Source organism: Pseudomonas putida, assembly GCF_005080685.1.
In the GTDB taxonomy this organism is placed as follows: Bacteria; Pseudomonadota; Gammaproteobacteria; order Pseudomonadales; family Pseudomonadaceae; genus Aquipseudomonas; species Aquipseudomonas putida_V.
The window spans coordinates 3,284,543-3,300,713 of the sequence record NZ_CP039371.1; the positions used below are offsets into that span (position 1 = coordinate 3,284,543).

The following is a 16,171-nucleotide window of genomic DNA, read 5'->3' on the forward strand; positions in this document are numbered from 1 at the left end:
TAAACAGGAGGCACCATGCGTGTATTGAGCAAGATCCAGGACCGTATCAAGCGCAAAGGATTGCGCAACACCCTGAACGCCGCATTCAAGCGTTTCGTGTTCTATCACTGGGAGCTCGTGTGGATGGAGCGTGACCTGGTCAGCCCGGTCCCGCCACACCGACTCAAACCGTACCCGCCACTGCGGGTCGAGGCGATTACGGTCAACAACGTCAAGGCCTTCGCCCGGTATTTCGGCGACCGCGTCGAGACCATGCGCGAGCTGGCAGCCGAAGGCCACACCGGGCTGATGTTCCTCGACGATGCCGGTGACGTGGTGGCGTTCATCTGGGGCAGTGCCCGGCACTACCACGACCGGCACTTCTACGGCTGCTGGTTCCCGGTCGGCCCTGGCGAGTTCTTCGAGTTCGGCGGCGAGCTGACCCGCAAGTACTGGGGCACGGAGCTGTCGGTGGACCTGCAACTGGCGCTGTGGAAGGCCATGGCCGCCCAAGGCTGCACCAAGGTGGTGGACGTGTGCGAGCAGCACAACATCCCTGCGCTCAAGCTGCACCTGCGCATGGGTTACCAAGAGCAGGGCCGGATCATGAACGTGTACTGCCTGTTCGGCCGCTGGAAGTTCTTCCGCGAGTCCCGCTACAGCGACTCGCGTCTGGAGCCGTTACGCAAGCCTGCGGCCGAGAGCGCCCCGGCCACGGCCTCGTGAACCATGGCCTTGCGCTTGAGCTGGTGTGCCTCGCTGCGCACCCCCGGCTTCCCCGCTGCCGAGTACGAGGCGCTGCGCCAGCGCCTGCCCGACAGTACCCCATTCAACCACCTGGCCTGGCTGCATGCTGCGGAAGCTGCGCTTGCGCCTGGCCAGCAATTGCAGGTGCTGCTCGGTTACCAGGGTGACCGGCTGTGCCTGTGCCTGCCCCTGGTACGTGCGCGTGAGCCGTTCGGCCCACTGCATGTGCCTGTGGTGCGCCATCTCGGTTATCCGCTGGCCGATCGCATCGCCCTGCTCATCGACCTACCGCTGGCCTACGCCAGCCGGGTGCTGACCACGATCCGCCAACAATTGCCGCACGCCCTGCTGCAACTGAGCGAAGTGCCTGGCGAGGCCGATGGCTGGTTGCGTCAGTGGGCGGCACAGAGTTCGATGTTCGAACGGCGCCTCACCTGCAGCGTGCCGGTACATCGCATCAGCGAAGCCGATCGCCAGGAAATCAGTGGCGATCCGCGCTACAAGCTGCGTCGTGCGCGTAAACGCATCAAGGCCTGCGGCGCCCAGGTACGCCGCGTGATCGCCAGCCCCGACAACATCGAGGCACTGCTCGATGCGGTCAGTGCCGTCGAAGCGGCCAGCTGGAAAGGCGACGACGAGGTCGGCATCTTCTCGGGCGATCAGCGCCGCCAATGGATGTACCAGGCGTTCACCGCGCTGGCCGCCGAGGGGCTGGTCTGCCTGGTGTTGCTGGAGCTCGAAGGGCGCTGCATCAGCTACCGCCTGGGCCTGCTCGAACGCGGCCGGGTGTACGACTACAACCTCGCCTTCGTCCCTGAGTATCGCGACCTGGGTAGCGGTCGGGTGCTGCTCGAAGAGTTCATCCACTGGGGCCTGGACGAAGGCTGGAGCTGGGTCGACGCTTCACGCGTGAGCCTGTCCAACTCCAGCCATCAGCTTCATGAACGCATGACCGAATGCTGCGAACAGTGGCGCCTGAGCTGCTACAGCTGGCGCCTCGACGGCCTGCTGCTAGGCCTGGCCCTGCGTACCTGGCAGAAGGTCAAGCCGCGGCTGCGCAAAGGCACGCCCGCCGAAAGCCAGGCCCCCATTCCCCAACAGGAGAGCCCGAATGCCATCCCAGGTCATAGTCAACGCTGACGATTTCGGCCTCAGTGCCCACACCAATGCGGTGATCCTGCGTGCGTTCCAGGCCGGGCTGATCAGCTCGGCGACCATCATGGCCAACATGCCGGCCTTCGCCCCGGCCTGTGTGCTGGCGCACCAGCCCGCCCTAAAGGGCCGCATTGGCCTGCATTTCAACCTGACCTATGGCCGGCCGCTGAGCCAGGCGATCCTCGCCGAGCCACGTTTCTGCACGCCCCATGGCGAATTCGACCTGCTCATCAAGCGCAAGGCCCTGCGCCTGTCGCGCCGGGAACACGCAGCCGTGGAGCAAGAGCTGCGCGCCCAGTGGCAACATTGCCTTGACCATGGCGTGCTGCCCAGCCACCTTGACTCGCACCAGCATGTGCACAACATCTGGCCCATTGGCGAGGTGGTCGCACGCTTCGCCCGGGAGCAAGGCGTACCAGTGCGCCTGGCGCGCAACCTGGGGCATAACATCGGTCCACTCAAGCGCGTGTTCAAGACGCTGCTCAACCTGCGCCTGCGCCAGCTCAGCGGTGCCACGGCGGACTACGTCTGTACCCCGGCCGATCTCAAGGCGGGCCTGGCGCCTGCAACGGGTGTGCTCGAGGTCGTCGCCCACCCCAGCGCATTGGGCGGACGCGACTTCGGTGATGCCTACCTGGAGTCCGGAGAGTCGTTGCAGGCCTTGATCGATCAACAACTGCGAGAGGTGCAACGGATCAGCTACGCGGCAGTGCCGGATGCTGCCTGACGCGACCGGGTGACAACCCGTTACCCCCCGCGTCCATTGCATGGGGTGTTTGCTATCGGCTCTTTGAACCGGGAGCCCCCATGCAAACCAGCGATAACCCCCACTATGACCTGATCCAGGCCCAGCTACCGTGCTGGGCGACTCACGCGCAACCCGGCCAATGGGCGGCCATGCGCCACACGCTGCAAACTGTGCACCAGCAGGCTGGGTTGCCGGCCGATGCCATCGCCAATGCCGCCCCGCATCTGCGCGAGGCGGTAGAACACAGCTGGGCACGGCTCAAGCACAGCCAAACCGCCCTGGCGCGTCTGCTCAAAGGTTTGCAGCAGGTCGCCGGCTTCGCAGAAACGCGCCTCGCAGGCGAACTCAAGGCCACCGGTTTCCCCCACGCGCTGGCGGATTGCGAACTGCTGCGCGTAGAGAGCACCTGGCATTGGCTGGGGCTGCGCTACACCTACAGCCACCGGCGCAGTACATTGGTGCAGGCGGCCTTGCAGAACTTCACTGCTCAGGAAGACTTTGTCGCTCCCAGTGCCTTGGCCTTGTCCAAGGACATACAGGTCAGGACCGTGCAGGTCGAAGGTACTGTGCCCACCGGGCCGGACGGGCCATCGGCGCCGCTGCAAATGGACAGCGAGGAGTACCAGGTCACGCCGTTGTCCATGACCCCGGCAACTTTCGCGGCCCTTTGCCGGCGCCTGGACATCGGCGCAGCCTATCAACACCACCTGGACCAGCACTTGGGTAACCACGCCGTCGACCAGGCTATCCAGGCAGTGTTGCGCGACAGCCTGCGCCTGGCCGCAGACCTGGCCTATCTCAGGCACCGCCTCACTGGGGCCGGTCGCGACTGTATCGCCGCGCTGCTCGAGGGGCAGCCGACCCGTTGCTGGACTGTGACGCTATTCAGTCTTCCGGTGCATGAGGTCACCCTGATAGATGCGGGCGGTGCCGGCCTGTTGCTGCACCTCCCCGGCCACCCATCGACACTGCTGCAGTGTGCAAATCTCGACGCCGTGCAGCAGCAATTGATCGACCGGCTGTTGACGCCCGAGGGGCGAGCGGCGTTTCGGGTTTATCTGCCGCGCGATCAGCAGGCGCATTTCCTCGACCTGCTGCAGCAAAACCTCAGCCTCCAGAGCGACGCTACCGCCCACCAAACCTGGTCGCTGCAACCTGGGGCCACATTGCACCTCAAACGCAACGCCATCGACGACGACCCGTTCGTGTTCCTCCAGAAACGCCATGTGCAACGGGTCAAGGATGAAGCTCTCGAGCTTGCCGTGCCCACTGCCGCCGTGGATGCACTGGCCCGCCAACGGCGCCTCGAACAGTGGGAAAACTATGGGCTCAATGCCCTCAACCTGGCCGGATTCTTCATTCCAGTAATCGGTAGCCTGATGCTCGGGGTTGCGGCCTGTCAGCTGCTGGGCGAAGTGGTCGAAGGCGTCGAGGCCTGGAGCGACGGCGATCGCCACCTTGCGCTGCAGCATCTGGAAGCGGTCGGTCTGAATGTCGCGCTCATGGGCGGTTTACTGTTGGCAGGCCGCGTGCTGCCAACGCTGTTCAGTAGTTCGCTGATGGACAGCCTGGATGCAGTCAAAAGCACCGATGGCCAGCCCCGACTCTGGCAACCCGACCTGGTGCCTTATCGCACCCGCGTGGCTCTGCCGGAGGACCTGGCGCCGGACGAGGTCGGCTTGTATTCACATGAGGGACGGCATTATCTGCGCCTGGACGGCCATCTGCACGAGGTAGCCCAAACCTTCGAAGAGGGTACCTGGCGCCTGCTGCACCCCACCGATACCGAAGCGTATCAACCGCCCCTGACGCACAATGGCTCAGGTGCCTGGCATCTACCGTTCGAGCAACCGCAGGCCTGGTCCTCGCAGCGTTTGCTGCGCAGGCTGTACCCGCACCATGCAACGCTCAGTGACACTGACCTCGATAGCGCAGTAGCCATCAGCGGTACCTCCGCTCAGACGCTGCGGGAGGTATTCATTGCCGGTAAGCCGACACCCATGCTGCTCACCGACACACTAGCGAGGATCGAGGCCATCAGGGCCGGTGCCGGGCTGCAGGCGCTGGACGCTGTTGAGCTTTCCAGTCTGGCGCCCGCCAGATCGAGCGAAGTCCCTCTGGCCCGAGCCATGGAGGGGCTGTATTTCCCGGCGCGGGCCAATCTGGACAGCCACCGCCTCTGGCTGGCCTGCCTGCGTCGGTTGCCCGGCTGGCCCCAACGGCTGCGCCTGGAGATTCGCGATGCCAGCCCCACAGGGGCAGTGCTGGCGGCCACGGGCGACGCTCAGGCAGAAAATCCGCTGATGCTGCTCAAGACCGAACGTGGCTACGAAGGCTATCGAGAAGAGCGCCCAGTTGTCCGTTCCCGCTACGATGACCCGGGGCGTGCGCTGCTCGACACCTTGTCGTCCCGCCAGCGCCAAGCACTGGGAACCGCAGGCTCGGACACGGAGGGCTTGCGCCGGGCCCTGCTGACCATCGCCGGGCGCGACCGCATGGAATGGCCGGCGCGATTGTGGGGCCCGCAAGCGGAACGCCCTTCATTCGGGCTGCGCGGCGGGGATCCGTGGCGGGGAGATCTGCGCACCTTCATTCGTACTCCCCAGGCTCGCCGCTATCTGCGCCTGTACCCCAACGCTTCGGAAATGGACTACCGCAGCCAATTGCGCACCTGGCGGCAACAGGGCCTTTCGCCCAGTCTCGAACTGGACCGGCTTGAAGGACGCCTGCAGGCCCTGCGCCGTGACCTCAACACCTGGGCCAACCGAGTGCCTCGCCGTGAACGGGCCAGCGTGCGGGTGCAGGCCGCTTGGCAACGCGCCTCGCCAATGAGGTTCAACGACACACAGACCGTGTATGACCTGGACCTGTCCGCACTGGAACTGGAAGACCAGGATCTGCAGTCACTGGCGCTACCAGAGGAGTTCACTCACATCGGCGAGCTCAGGCTGTCCCACAATACCCGCCTCAGCCAGATACCCGCGGCATTGCTCGAACGCCTGCCAGGGCTGCGGCGAATGATACTGAGCCGGTGCAGTTTCCAGCATATCCCTGAAGTTGCGGAGCCGGCACGCCTGGAGTGGCTGGACCTGGACCACAATGCATTGACCTGGACGCCTCCTGCCCAGGCAACGCTCGACGCGATGAGCAACCTGGGCGTGCTTGATCTGTCCGACAATCCACTGCTCGAGGCACCCGACCTGAGCCAGCTACCCCGCCTGCGCACGGTGTACATGACGCGCTGCCAGCTACGCACGACGCCCGCCGGCTTGCCAGGTTTGCAGGCGCCGCTGCTGCTGGACTTCTCGGAAAACCCATTGCGCGAGATAGTCGATGTCTCGGCGATCCCGGTGAATGTGGCGTCGACCCTGAGCCTGGAAAGCCTCACCCTGGGGGAGCAGGCCTTGGCGCAGGCTGATCGCTATTTTCAAACCACTGGCGTCGACCTGCTGGTCCCCGATGTGGACTACGAAGACCTCTTTGCAGGTGCAGTGCCAGCCCAGATAACGCTCTGGCGGCGCCTGCCGTTGGCTTTCAGGCGTGAGCTGCGAGGTCTTCTGGCAAGCACGGACTACGTCGACAACCAATCATGGGCAAGGGAAGAGACCTGGCGCAGATTGGCGCGCATGGACCAGGACCCGCTCTACCGGACACGCGTCCTGGCCCAGGCAGCCGACCGCCTGCTCGAACTGCCATTGGAATATACCTGAGGCGCCTGTCAGGAATTGATCGTTACCTTCAATCCCTTGCCCGCAGTGAATTTGGCCCCCTGCACCCCCGGGATATGCACGATGTCACCGGTCCTCGGGTTGCGGCCCTTGCGCGGGGCCCGCTGTTTGGACTCGAACGTGCCAAAGTTGACCAAGGTGACCTTCTGGCCATTCACCAGCGCAGTGCTAATGCATTCGAGGAGCGTATCGAGCACCAGCCTGGCCTTTTTCTGTTCGACGTTGGCGATCTTGGCGACACTGGAGACCAACTCTTTTTTGTTCATCTGCCTGTCCTGTTCCGTTGAGGGAAATGCCCGGCATTCATCACGAATGCCGCTGCAGCATGCATTTCAGGCGTTGGGCGCACAGACCACAACTAGTAAAAATGTCAGTAGCCAGACGGCTTGGAGACGGTTATGCAGGCTGCTCAGGAGCTGCCCTGATGGCCCTGCCGATGGCTACCCAACCAGGCTTGCAATGCTTCAGCCGGCATTGGCCGCCCGAGCAGGTAGCCCTGCCCCTGATCGCAGCCGGCATTGCGCAGGAAATCGTATTGCGCCTGGGTCTCGATGCCTTCGGCAGTGATGTGGTAACCCAGGGCATGGCCGAGGTCGATGATCGCTCGGGCGATAGCCACCGCGTCATCGTCACCGGGCAAGTCCTTGATGAACGCACGGTCGATTTTCAGGTGGTCGATCGGCAAGGCCCGCAGGTAGGCGAGCGAGGAATAGCCGGTACCGAAGTCGTCGACCGCCGTCGCCACCCCCATGGCACGCAACTGCGCCAGTGCCGCGCAGGCCTGCTGCTGGCTTTCCATCAACAGGCTCTCGGTGATCTCCACTTCCAGCAGGTTGGGGCTCAGGCCATGGCGTTCGAGGGCCACGGCCAAGCTCGAGACATAGTCGCTGCGTTCGATCTGCAAGGCCGCGACGTTGATCGCCAGCGGGCCTGGCAGGCAGTCGGCGGCCCGCCAGGCGGCAAGTTGCGCGCAGGCCAGTTCCAGGACCCGTTCGCCCAGCGGAATGATCAGCCCGGTGCGTTCGGCCAGGGGGATGAACTCGCCGGGCGAGACCAGCCCGTGGTCTGGATCGCGCCAGCGCAACAGCGCCTCGACGCCCTCCACGCGCCCGCTGAACAGGTCCACCTTGGGCTGGTACCACAGCTCGAATTCGTTGTGCTGCAACGCCCGGCGCAGGTTGCGCTCGAGCTCCAGGCGCTGCTGCAGGCGCTGAGTCATGTCCGGGTGGTACGCACGCCAGGCGTTGCGCCCGCTTTCTTTGGCCACGTACATGGCGGTGTCAGCATGACGCAGCAGGCTGCCCACGTCTTCGCCGTGCTGCGGGCACCAGGCCAAGCCCAGGCTGCCGGTCACCAGCGCGGCGTTGCCATTGAGGTCGAACGGCCGTTGCAGACAGCGCAGCAGGTGACGCACCTGGTGATTGATCTGTCCCTGGGTGCCCTGGAGCATGAACACGAACTCATCGCCACCCAGGCGGCACACGCGGTCTGAGCTATCGAGTTCCTGCAGGAAACGTGCGGTAGCCTGTTGCAAGAGCAAGTCGCCCATGGCGTGACCCAGGCTGTCGTTCACTTGCTTGAAGCCGTCGATGTCGAGCATCAGCACGGCCAGGCCATGACCATTGCCGATCGCCTGGGTCAGTTGTTGCTGGAACAGCACCCGGTTGGGCAGGCCGGTGATGGTGTCGTAGTGCGCCAGGCGTTCGAAGCGCGCCTGGGACCGGCGCAGTTCGCGGTTGCCCTGTTGCAGCTGGCGCTTCTTGCGATTGAGTTGGGCGACGAACAGGCTGAACAACCCGGTACAAGCCAGTGCCAGCCAGAACAGCGACGAACCGAACAGGCTGAGTGCCGGCCAGCCACCACGCGGCGCCGCTACCATCTGCCAGATACCGCCGGGCACATCGACATCGACCGAGGCATGCGGCTCTTCGAACAGGCGAGGTTCACCCCAGATCATGCCACCCTGGGCACCCTTGCCGTCGCTGCCACGTATTGCGAGCTCGAAATCGGTGTCCGGACGCAATCCGGTTTCCAGCAACAACCTGTCGATATCCGCGACGATAGACACATTTCCCCAATAGAACAGCACATTGCGCTTACCATTGACGAACACCGGGCGCCGGTAGATCAGCCCGCGTCCGCCCTGGATGAGCGCCACGGGGCCGGCCAGCACCGCACGTTGCAGGTCGCGTGCCGATTGCAGCTTGGGAAACTGTCGCGGCATGCGCCGGTAATCGAGGCCGATCAGCCCCTCGTTGCCCGGCAGTGGATAGATGTCACGCACCACATCATCCGGAGCCAGGGCGATGGTGCGCATGTACGACACCGAATTGAGCGCGTCCTCGGCCATGCCACGAAAATGCTCGGTGCTGATCGCGCCATCGGCGGCTATCAGCTGGGCTATGCCTTCCGTTTCACCGAACGCAGCGCGCAACTGCGCCTCCAGCGCCCCACGCACAACCGCCAGGCGGGCGTTGACCTGAGCCACCTGTTCGCTGTGCTGGCGTTGCGTGTCCAGGTGACCAAGGGCCATCGACAGCCCGATACCCGCCAAGGCAAAGCCGACCGGCAACAGGCGCTGGAACAAGCGACGCAGGCAGCCGGAGTAGGCCGCCTGATCGTCGGTAGGAGGGGAATGGAAGATGCTCATAGGCCTGCAGATACACGCGATTGCTCCTGTATCGGCGCAAGGCCGGCAATATTGAGCCAGACTGGTGTTTTTCTGCGGGCAAGCGCATGCTCGAAGCTGAAACGCTTCATCTGCCCAACCCTATGAGGTGCAATCGCCATGGACCCAACGCTCGATTCGCTGTTCCCCACTGCCGACGCCATTCCCGAGCCGTGGCGCCTGGATGCGCCCATGGAACAACGCGACTACCTGGTCGACGGTACCCTGCGGCGTTGGGACGGCCCGCTGGCCACGGTGCGCAGCCCGGTGTGGCTCAAGCAGGCCGACGGTGAACAACAGGTGATTCTGGGCAGTGCTCCGCTGCTGGACGCCGACACCGCGCTGACCGCCCTCGATGCTGCGGTGCAGGCCTACGACAAGGGCCGCGGTGCCTGGCCGACGATGCGCGTGGCCGAGCGTATCCAGCATGTCGAGGCATTTCTGGCGCGCATGCGTGAGCAGCGCCAGGCGGTGGTCAAGCTGCTGATGTGGGAGATCGGCAAGAACCTCAAGGACTCGGAAAAGGAGTTCGACCGCACCTGCGACTATATCGTCGACACCATCAATGCACTCAAGGACCTCGACCGCCGCTCCAGCCGCTTCGAGCTCGAGCAGGGCACCCTCGGCCAGATTCGCCGCGCACCACTGGGCGTGGCGCTGTGCATGGGGCCGTACAACTATCCGCTGAACGAAACCTTCACCACCCTGATTCCAGCGCTGATCATGGGCAACACCGTGGTATTCAAGCCCGCCAAGTTCGGCGTGCTGCTGATCCGCCCGCTGCTCGAGGCATTTCGCGACAGTTTCCCGCCTGGCGTGATCAACGTCATCTATGGCCGTGGCCGGGAGACCGTCAGCGCGCTGATGGCCAGCGGCAAGGTCGACGTGTTCGCCTTCATCGGCACCCACAAGGCCGCCAGCGACCTGAAAAAGCTCCACCCGCGCCCGCACCGGCTGCGTGCCGCACTGGGCCTCGACGCCAAGAATCCTGGCATCGTGCTGCCTCAGGTCGACCTCGACAACGCGGTCGATGAAGCGGTCACCGGCGCCCTTTCGTTCAATGGCCAGCGCTGCACGGCGTTGAAGATCCTGTTCGTGCACGAGGACGTGGTCGAAGCGTTCCTCGACAAGTTCCAGCGCAAACTGGCCGCGCTCAAGCCCGGCATGCCCTGGGAGCCTGGCGTTGCGCTGACGCCGTTACCCGAGGCAGGCAAGATCGACTACCTCGACGCTCTGGTCGCCGACGCCACGGCCAAGGGCGCCCGGGTGCTCAACCCTGGCGGCGGGCAAAGCCGCGGCTCGTTCTTCTACCCCGCCCTGCTCTACCCCGTGGGCCGCGACATGCGCGTCTACCACGAAGAGCAGTTCGGCCCGCTGGTACCGGTGGTGCCGTATCGCGACCTGGAGACGGTGATCGAGTACGTGCTCGACTCCGACTACGGCCAGCAGTTGAGCCTGTTCGGCAACGATCCGGCCACCATCGGCGCGCTAGTCGACACCTTCGCCAATCAGGTCGGTCGTATCAATATCAACGCCCAGTGCCAACGTGGGCCGGACACCTACCCGTTCAACGGGCGCAAGAACAGCGCCGAAGGCACCCTGTCGGTACATGACGCCTTGCGTGTGTTCTCCATCCGCACGCTGGTCGCCACCCGCTTCCAGGAGGCCAACAAGGCGCTGATCAGCGAGATCATCCGCAACCGCCAGTCGAGCTTCCTGACCACTGACTACATCTTCTAGGATGGGCGCTTTATAGGAATTCGATCTAGCCGAGCTGTCGACTTTCCGCCTGCGCAAACGACTCTAAGTAACCGACGCCTGCTTGCCTCCATCAAGTGGGCGTCCCGTTGCAGCCACCGTAGAGGAGAGTCGAACATGCCAGTCAAAGCCATCCCTGAAGGCCAGCACAGCATCACCCCGTACCTGGCCATCCACGATGCGGCCAAGGCCATCGAGTTCTACAAGAAAGCTTTTGGCGCCACCGAGATGTTCCGCCTCGAAGGGCCGGACGGACGGGTCGGCCATGCCGAACTGCGCATCGGCGATTCGTCGCTGATGCTCGCCGACCCCTGTGACAACATGGAAGGAGGCTTGACCGCCAGCCAGAACCTCGCCGGTGCCGCCGTGGGCCTGCACCTGTACGTCGAAGACAGCGACAAGGTGTACGCCCAGGCGCTCGCCGCCGGCGCCAGCCAGTTGCACCCGGTGACCGATCAATTCTACGGCGACCGCAGCGGCACCTTGAGGGACCCGTTCGGCAACCTGTGGTTCGTCTCCACCCACAAGGAGGACCTCAGCCCCGAGGAGATCCGCGCCCGCGCCGCCAAGCTGTTCGGCGGCCAATGAAGCGTGGCGCTCCAGGCGATGCTGCGAGTTGAAAGCTGCGCGACTTTGCTTGAAGCTTGAGGCTCGTAGCTTGGAGCTGCCTTTACATGCGAATCATCGACAAGACCGCCGCGCAGGTGCGCAGCCTGACTCCGGCCGAGGAAGCGCTGCTGGCCGACTTCGCCGACGGCAGCCTCAACGGCCCGCGCCTGCTGCAGGCCAACCAGTTACTGATGAAGGTGCGCAGCGCCAACCAGTGGCTGGCCTGTGACTGCCGCAAGGATGCCCTGCCCGTGCTCAACGTGACACTCAATGGCAGCACCGGCACCTTGTTTCTGAAGAACAATCCCGGTACCGCCGAACACGCCCCAGGCTGCCCGTTCACCAAGGACGAGCGTGAAGCGCAGGCACGCGAGGCGCAACCAGCGCCGCCTGCGGCCTGGTTACCGCCGGATACGCCGCTGCGCCTGATCGGCGATTTCCGCAAGGCCAGCGAGGGCGCTGAAAGCGCCGGCGAGCCTGGCGAACGACGCGAACAGCAGCGCTTGTTGTCGCTGCTGCTGACCTGGATCGAGATCAGTGGTCTCAACCTGTATGCCACGCACCTGAAGATGGACCTCACCGAGCAGTTCGCCGAACTGCGCGGGGTCGCCAGCCGCTACCCGCTGCTCGAGCGGGTGCCGGCGGGCAACTACCTGGAAACGCGCCTGGACATGAAGCACATGATGATGCTCAAGGCACGCCTGCGCGAAGCCACGGTATTCGGCAATCATCGCCGGCATGGGCTGATGCTCGACTGCGTCGACCAGATCAAGGGCCGCAAGCTGTTCAACAACCGCAGCGCGGACGGTTTCGATTTCCAGGGCCACCATCTGTACTGGGGCGGCAGCCGCGCCTCGGGGCCATTGCTGGCACTGGCGTTGTATTCGCCGACCAGCGCTGGCAGCCACTTCTACGAACTGATCCACGTCGCCAGCGTGCCGGTGCTGTCGCGCGCGCACCTGTTCCCGGTATACCGCGACGAGGAGCGCGAGCCGCTCAAGGCACTGGTGTCGCTGATCGACTGGATGGCTGGCAAAGGGGTGAAGGTACAGATGCGCCGACCGGTGATCGGTGGCCAGGTGATGGATGAACTGGTACTGACCTCGGATCAGGACCGGGTGCTTTCGGTGTCGCTGCTGGAACAACCGATCGGGCCGGAGCCTGATGCCGAGAATTTCAAGCGCTATGCCGACTTCAAGAGCCTGGAAACCTTCCGCAAGTACGTGGCAGGTTTCTTCATGCGCGAGCGCTGAAGGCCACCACGTACCGCGCCGTCAGAAGGCGGCCTTGAAGATCGCCTCGATTTCCGCCTGGTTCGCTGGGCGGGGGTTGGTCAGGCCGCAGGCATCCTTCAAGGCGTTTTCGGCCAGAATCGGCACATCCTCGACCTTGGCGCCAAGTTCGGCCAGCCCCGCCGGAATCCCTACCGCCGCTGCCAGGTGCTCGATCGCAGAGATCGCGGCACCGGCGCCCTGCTCGGCATCCAGCCCGCACACCTTTACGCCCATGGCCTTGGCGACATCGCGCAAACGCGCAGCGCTGACCTTGGCATTGAAGCGCTGCACATGGGGCAACAGCACCGCGTTGCACACACCGTGGGGCAAATCGTAGTAGCCACCCAGTTGGTGGGCCATGGCATGCACGTAGCCGAGCGAGGCATTGTTGAACGCCATGCCGGCGAGGAACTGGGCATAGGCCATGTTTTCCCGCGCCTGCAGGTCGCTGCCGTCTTGTACTGCCTGGCGCAGGTTATCGCTGATCAGGGTGATGGCCTTGAGTGCGCAGGCATCGGTGATCGGGTTGGCGGCGGTCGAGACGTAGGCCTCGATGGCGTGGGTGAGCGCGTCCATACCGGTGGCCGCGGTCAGGCCCTTGGGCATGGCGACCATCAGCGCCGGGTCGTTGACCGAGAGTATCGGCGTGACGTTGCGGTCGACGATGGCCATTTTCACGTGCCGCGCTTCGTCGGTGATGATGCAGAAACGGGTCATCTCGCTGGCAGTGCCGGCCGTGGTATTGATCGCGATCAACGGCAACTGTGGCTTGGCGGAGCGGTCGACGCCTTCATAGTCGCGGATATGCCCACCGTTGGTGGCGCACAGGGCGATGCCCTTGGCGCAGTCGTGTGGCGAGCCGCCGCCAAGCGACACCACGCAATCGCAGCCTTCGCGCTGGAGAATTGCCAGGCCGGCTTCGACGTTGGCGATGCTGGGGTTGGGCTTGGCGCCATCGAACAGCACCGACTGGATGTCACGCTCGGCCAGCAGCCCGGCGATGCGCTCGGCAACACCGGCCTTGGCCAGGCCTTCGTCGGTGACGATCAAGGCCTTGCGCAAGCCATAGCCGGCGATCGCTGCCATGGCTTCGTCCAGGCAATCGATGCCCATGATGTTGACGGGCGGAATGAAGAACGTGCTGCTCATGGCCGGGATCCTCCTGGCGATTCGGTATGCCATGAGCATCTGCCTGATCGGTAAACAACATGTTGATTTAGGGCAATTGTCTGTCAGAACTTTCCTACGATGTCTACTTCGCCGGCACAGACGCCCATGAATCCGAACTCAGCCCAAAAACAGCCTGTACGCCGGATTCTCCGTCTCATCCCAGTAGTCATACCCCATTTCATCCAGCGCCTGCGGCAACCCCGCCAGTTCATCCTCCGGCACCTCCAGCGCAGCGAACACCCGCGCCACCGCCGCACCATGGTTGCGATAATGGAACAGGCTGATGTTCCAGCGCTTGCCCAATCGCTCCAGGAAGCCCAGCAACGCACCTGGCCGCTCAGGGAACTCGAAACGCAGCACCCGCTCGTTGGCACCAGCCGCCGCATGCCCGCCCACGGTATGGCGCACATGCAGCTTGGCCAGTTCGTTGTCGGTCAGGTCGAGCACACTGTAGCCCTGCCCTTGCAGGGTCACGAGCAACTGTTCACGGGGGTCCTGCACAGGGTGGGTCTGCACGCCGACGAACAGGCGCGCCTCCTTGCCCGGGTAGTAGCGGTAGTTGAATTCAGTGATCTGACGCTTGCCCAGGGCCTGGCAGAAGCTGCGAAAGCTACCCGGCTGCTCTGGTATGGTCACGGCGATGATCGCCTCGCGCTGCTCGCCCAGTTCGGCACGCTCGGCCACATGGCGCAAGCGGTCGAAGTTGATGTTGGCGCCCGAATCGATGGCCACCAGGGTCTGCCCCTGCACCTCTTCGCGGGCCACGTACTTCTTGATCCCGGCAACCGCCAACGCCCCCGAAGGCTCGGTGATCGAACGGGTATCGTCGTAGATGTGCTTGATCGCCGCACACAGTTCGTCGCTGCTGACCGTGATCACCTCGTCGACGAAATGCCGGCACAGCTCGAAGCAGTGGGCGCCAATCTGCGCGACCGCCACGCCGTCGGCGAACGTGCCGACCTGGGGCAGGATCACGCGCTCACCGGCGGCCATCGCCGCTTGCAGGCAATTGGAGTCGTCCGGCTCGACGCCGATCACCTTGACCTCCGGGCGCAGGTACTTGACGTAGGCGGCAATCCCGGCGATCAGCCCGCCACCGCCGACCGGCACGAAGATCGCGTCCAGCCGCCCCGGATGCTGGCGCAGCACTTCCATGGCCACGGTGCCCTGCCCGGCGATCACATCGGGATCGTCATACGGCGGCACGAAGGTCGCGCCCTCGCTATCGGCAAGCTTCAGCGCATGGGCCAGGGCATGGGGGAAGCTCTCGCCCTGCAGCACCACGTGGCCGCCACGCGAGCGTACACCCTCGATCTTCAACGACGGCGTGGTGGTGGGCATGACGATGGTGGCCTTGATACCCAGGTGCGACGCAGCCATGGCCACGCCCTGCGCGTGGTTGCCAGCGGACGCTGTGACAACGCCGCGCTCGCGCTGGGCCTGGCTCAGGCGCGACAAGCGGGTGTAGGCACCACGGATCTTGAAGGAAAAGGTCGGTTGCAGGTCTTCGCGCTTGAGCAGCACCTGGTTGCCGAGGCTCGCCGACAGCGCCGGGGCTACCTGCAATGGCGTCTCGATGGCCAGGTCGTACACGGGCGCTGCGAGAATGCGCCGCACCTGCTCCGACAGCAGCTGCTGGGGGGTGGAGGCGGTACGTGGGCTGACGCTGAGGTTGGTCATCGATGACTCCTGGCTGTTTTCGTGTTTGCCCAGGAGTCAGAGAGAAGAAACCCGCCTCCAGGGCGGGTTCGGTGCACGTACGCGCTAGCCCGCCAAGCTGATAATGGCGGTAATAATAATGGCGTGAACGTGCGGGAATGGATTCATGGGACGGGAAGTTATCTCGCCAGCCACTGCCAAGTCAACACCTGGCTTGCTGGGCCGAAAGCGGCACGTCGAAGACCTTGTCGAAGCCCCACTGGAAGACGAACGCATAGACGAAGAAGAACGCGAACAACGCCAGGTTGGTGAGCAACGCCGCCCACAGGCTGATGTCCAGCCAGAACGCCACCAGCGGCAGCAACAGCACCACCAACCCGCCTTCGAAGCCCAGGGCATGCAACAGCCGGCGCAGGAAGGTCCGTTCACGCACGCTCTGGCGGGCCTCCCAGCGCTCGAACGCCCAGTTGAAGCCCATGTTCCAACTCATGGCCACCCCCGACATCAATACCGAGAGCACCGTGGAATGAGCCATACCGGCGTCAAACATCAGTGACAGCGCTGGCGCCACGCAAGCCACTGCAATGGCTTCGTAGAGGATGGCCTGGACGATCTTGCGGGCCTTGCCTTGCATGAGGGGCTCCTGAACATTGAGAGCGCAAACGGTACGCCTCTC

12 protein-coding genes are annotated in these 16,171 nt (G+C 64.2%); 7 read left to right on the forward strand and 5 right to left on the reverse strand.

Annotated elements, in window-relative coordinates:
* The first annotated feature begins 15 nt into the window (after positions 1 to 15).
* The 4 genes from E6B08_RS15025 (at position 16) to E6B08_RS15040 (ending at position 6,339) form a co-directional block, all read left to right on the forward strand.
* The gene (locus tag E6B08_RS15025) at positions 16 to 705 is read left to right on the forward strand and encodes a GNAT family N-acetyltransferase (protein WP_136914756.1); all 690 of its coding nucleotides are present in this window, start codon (positions 16 to 18) and stop codon (positions 703 to 705) included.
* A 3-nt stretch (positions 706 to 708) separates the two neighbouring features.
* Positions 709 to 1,866 carry a GNAT family N-acetyltransferase gene (locus E6B08_RS15030; protein ID WP_136914757.1) on the forward strand — a complete coding sequence of 386 codons (1,158 nt, stop codon included), beginning with the start codon at positions 709 to 711 and terminating at the stop codon, positions 1,864 to 1,866.
* Positions 1,838 to 2,608, forward strand: coding sequence for a ChbG/HpnK family deacetylase (locus E6B08_RS15035; RefSeq protein WP_136914758.1), 771 nt, complete (start codon positions 1,838 to 1,840; stop codon positions 2,606 to 2,608). Before E6B08_RS15030 ends, E6B08_RS15035 begins: the two co-directional genes overlap by 29 nt.
* A gap of 80 nt (positions 2,609 to 2,688) precedes the next feature.
* Entirely contained in the window at positions 2,689 to 6,339 is a 3,651-nt protein-coding gene (locus E6B08_RS15040) for a leucine-rich repeat domain-containing protein (protein WP_136914759.1), read from the forward strand.
* 8 nt (positions 6,340 to 6,347) lie between these two features.
* On the opposite strand, the gene E6B08_RS15045 is transcribed toward E6B08_RS15040, so the two are convergent.
* Both E6B08_RS15045 and E6B08_RS15050 read right to left on the reverse strand, forming a co-directional pair.
* Entirely contained in the window at positions 6,348 to 6,671 is a 324-nt protein-coding gene (locus E6B08_RS15045) for an HU family DNA-binding protein (RefSeq protein WP_265411754.1), read from the reverse strand.
* Between the two features lie 95 nt (positions 6,672 to 6,766).
* Positions 6,767 to 9,007, reverse strand: coding sequence for a putative bifunctional diguanylate cyclase/phosphodiesterase (locus tag E6B08_RS15050; RefSeq protein ID WP_136914761.1), 2,241 nt, complete (start codon positions 9,005 to 9,007; stop codon positions 6,767 to 6,769).
* 138 nt (positions 9,008 to 9,145) lie between these two features.
* On the opposite strand from E6B08_RS15050, the gene E6B08_RS15055 reads away from it, so the two are divergent.
* The 3 genes from E6B08_RS15055 (at position 9,146) to E6B08_RS15065 (ending at position 12,645) form a co-directional block, all read left to right on the forward strand.
* Positions 9,146 to 10,765, forward strand: coding sequence for an NADP-dependent glyceraldehyde-3-phosphate dehydrogenase (locus E6B08_RS15055; RefSeq protein ID WP_136914762.1), 1,620 nt, complete (start codon positions 9,146 to 9,148; stop codon positions 10,763 to 10,765).
* Between the two features lie 135 nt (positions 10,766 to 10,900).
* Positions 10,901 to 11,371 carry a VOC family protein gene (locus E6B08_RS15060; RefSeq protein ID WP_136914763.1) on the forward strand — a complete coding sequence of 157 codons (471 nt, stop codon included), beginning with the start codon at positions 10,901 to 10,903 and terminating at the stop codon, positions 11,369 to 11,371.
* A gap of 86 nt (positions 11,372 to 11,457) precedes the next feature.
* The gene (locus tag E6B08_RS15065) at positions 11,458 to 12,645 is read left to right on the forward strand and encodes a hypothetical protein (protein ID WP_136914764.1); all 1,188 of its coding nucleotides are present in this window, start codon (positions 11,458 to 11,460) and stop codon (positions 12,643 to 12,645) included.
* Positions 12,646 to 12,666: 21 nt separating this feature from the next.
* On the opposite strand, the gene yiaY is transcribed toward E6B08_RS15065, so the two are convergent.
* From yiaY to E6B08_RS15080, 3 genes are all read right to left on the reverse strand, one after another.
* On the reverse strand, positions 12,667 to 13,815 hold the full coding sequence (gene yiaY, locus E6B08_RS15070) for an L-threonine dehydrogenase (protein ID WP_136914765.1): 1,149 nt from the start codon (positions 13,813 to 13,815) through the stop codon (positions 12,667 to 12,669).
* A gap of 138 nt (positions 13,816 to 13,953) precedes the next feature.
* Complete coding sequence (gene ilvA / locus E6B08_RS15075) at positions 13,954 to 15,516, reverse strand: threonine ammonia-lyase, biosynthetic (protein ID WP_136914766.1); 1,563 nt, start codon at positions 15,514 to 15,516, stop codon at positions 13,954 to 13,956.
* Between the two features lie 181 nt (positions 15,517 to 15,697).
* Positions 15,698 to 16,129: a PACE efflux transporter gene (locus tag E6B08_RS15080; RefSeq protein WP_136914767.1), complete on the reverse strand. Its 432-nt coding sequence runs from the start codon at positions 16,127 to 16,129 to the stop codon at positions 15,698 to 15,700.
* Positions 16,130 to 16,171 lie beyond the last annotated feature (42 nt).

What these genes read in the sequence shown, in the direction of transcription:
- E6B08_RS15025 (WP_136914756.1), top strand. Translation starts at nt 16, where the DNA reads ATGCGTGTATTGAGCAAGATCCAGGACCGTATCAAGCGCAAAGGATTG.
- E6B08_RS15030 (WP_136914757.1), top strand. Translation starts at nt 709, where the DNA reads ATGGCCTTGCGCTTGAGCTGGTGTGCCTCGCTGCGCACCCCCGGCTTC.
- E6B08_RS15035 (WP_136914758.1), top strand. Translation starts at nt 1,838, where the DNA reads ATGCCATCCCAGGTCATAGTCAACGCTGACGATTTCGGCCTCAGTGCC.
- E6B08_RS15040 (WP_136914759.1), top strand. Translation starts at nt 2,689, where the DNA reads ATGCAAACCAGCGATAACCCCCACTATGACCTGATCCAGGCCCAGCTA.
- E6B08_RS15050 (WP_136914761.1), bottom strand. Translation starts at nt 9,007, where the DNA reads ATGAGCATCTTCCATTCCCCTCCTACCGACGATCAGGCGGCCTACTCC.
- E6B08_RS15055 (WP_136914762.1), top strand. Translation starts at nt 9,146, where the DNA reads ATGGACCCAACGCTCGATTCGCTGTTCCCCACTGCCGACGCCATTCCC.
- E6B08_RS15060 (WP_136914763.1), top strand. Translation starts at nt 10,901, where the DNA reads ATGCCAGTCAAAGCCATCCCTGAAGGCCAGCACAGCATCACCCCGTAC.
- E6B08_RS15065 (WP_136914764.1), top strand. Translation starts at nt 11,458, where the DNA reads ATGCGAATCATCGACAAGACCGCCGCGCAGGTGCGCAGCCTGACTCCG.
- yiaY (WP_136914765.1), bottom strand. Translation starts at nt 13,815, where the DNA reads ATGAGCAGCACGTTCTTCATTCCGCCCGTCAACATCATGGGCATCGAT.
- ilvA (WP_136914766.1), bottom strand. Translation starts at nt 15,516, where the DNA reads ATGACCAACCTCAGCGTCAGCCCACGTACCGCCTCCACCCCCCAGCAG.
- E6B08_RS15080 (WP_136914767.1), bottom strand. Translation starts at nt 16,129, where the DNA reads ATGCAAGGCAAGGCCCGCAAGATCGTCCAGGCCATCCTCTACGAAGCC.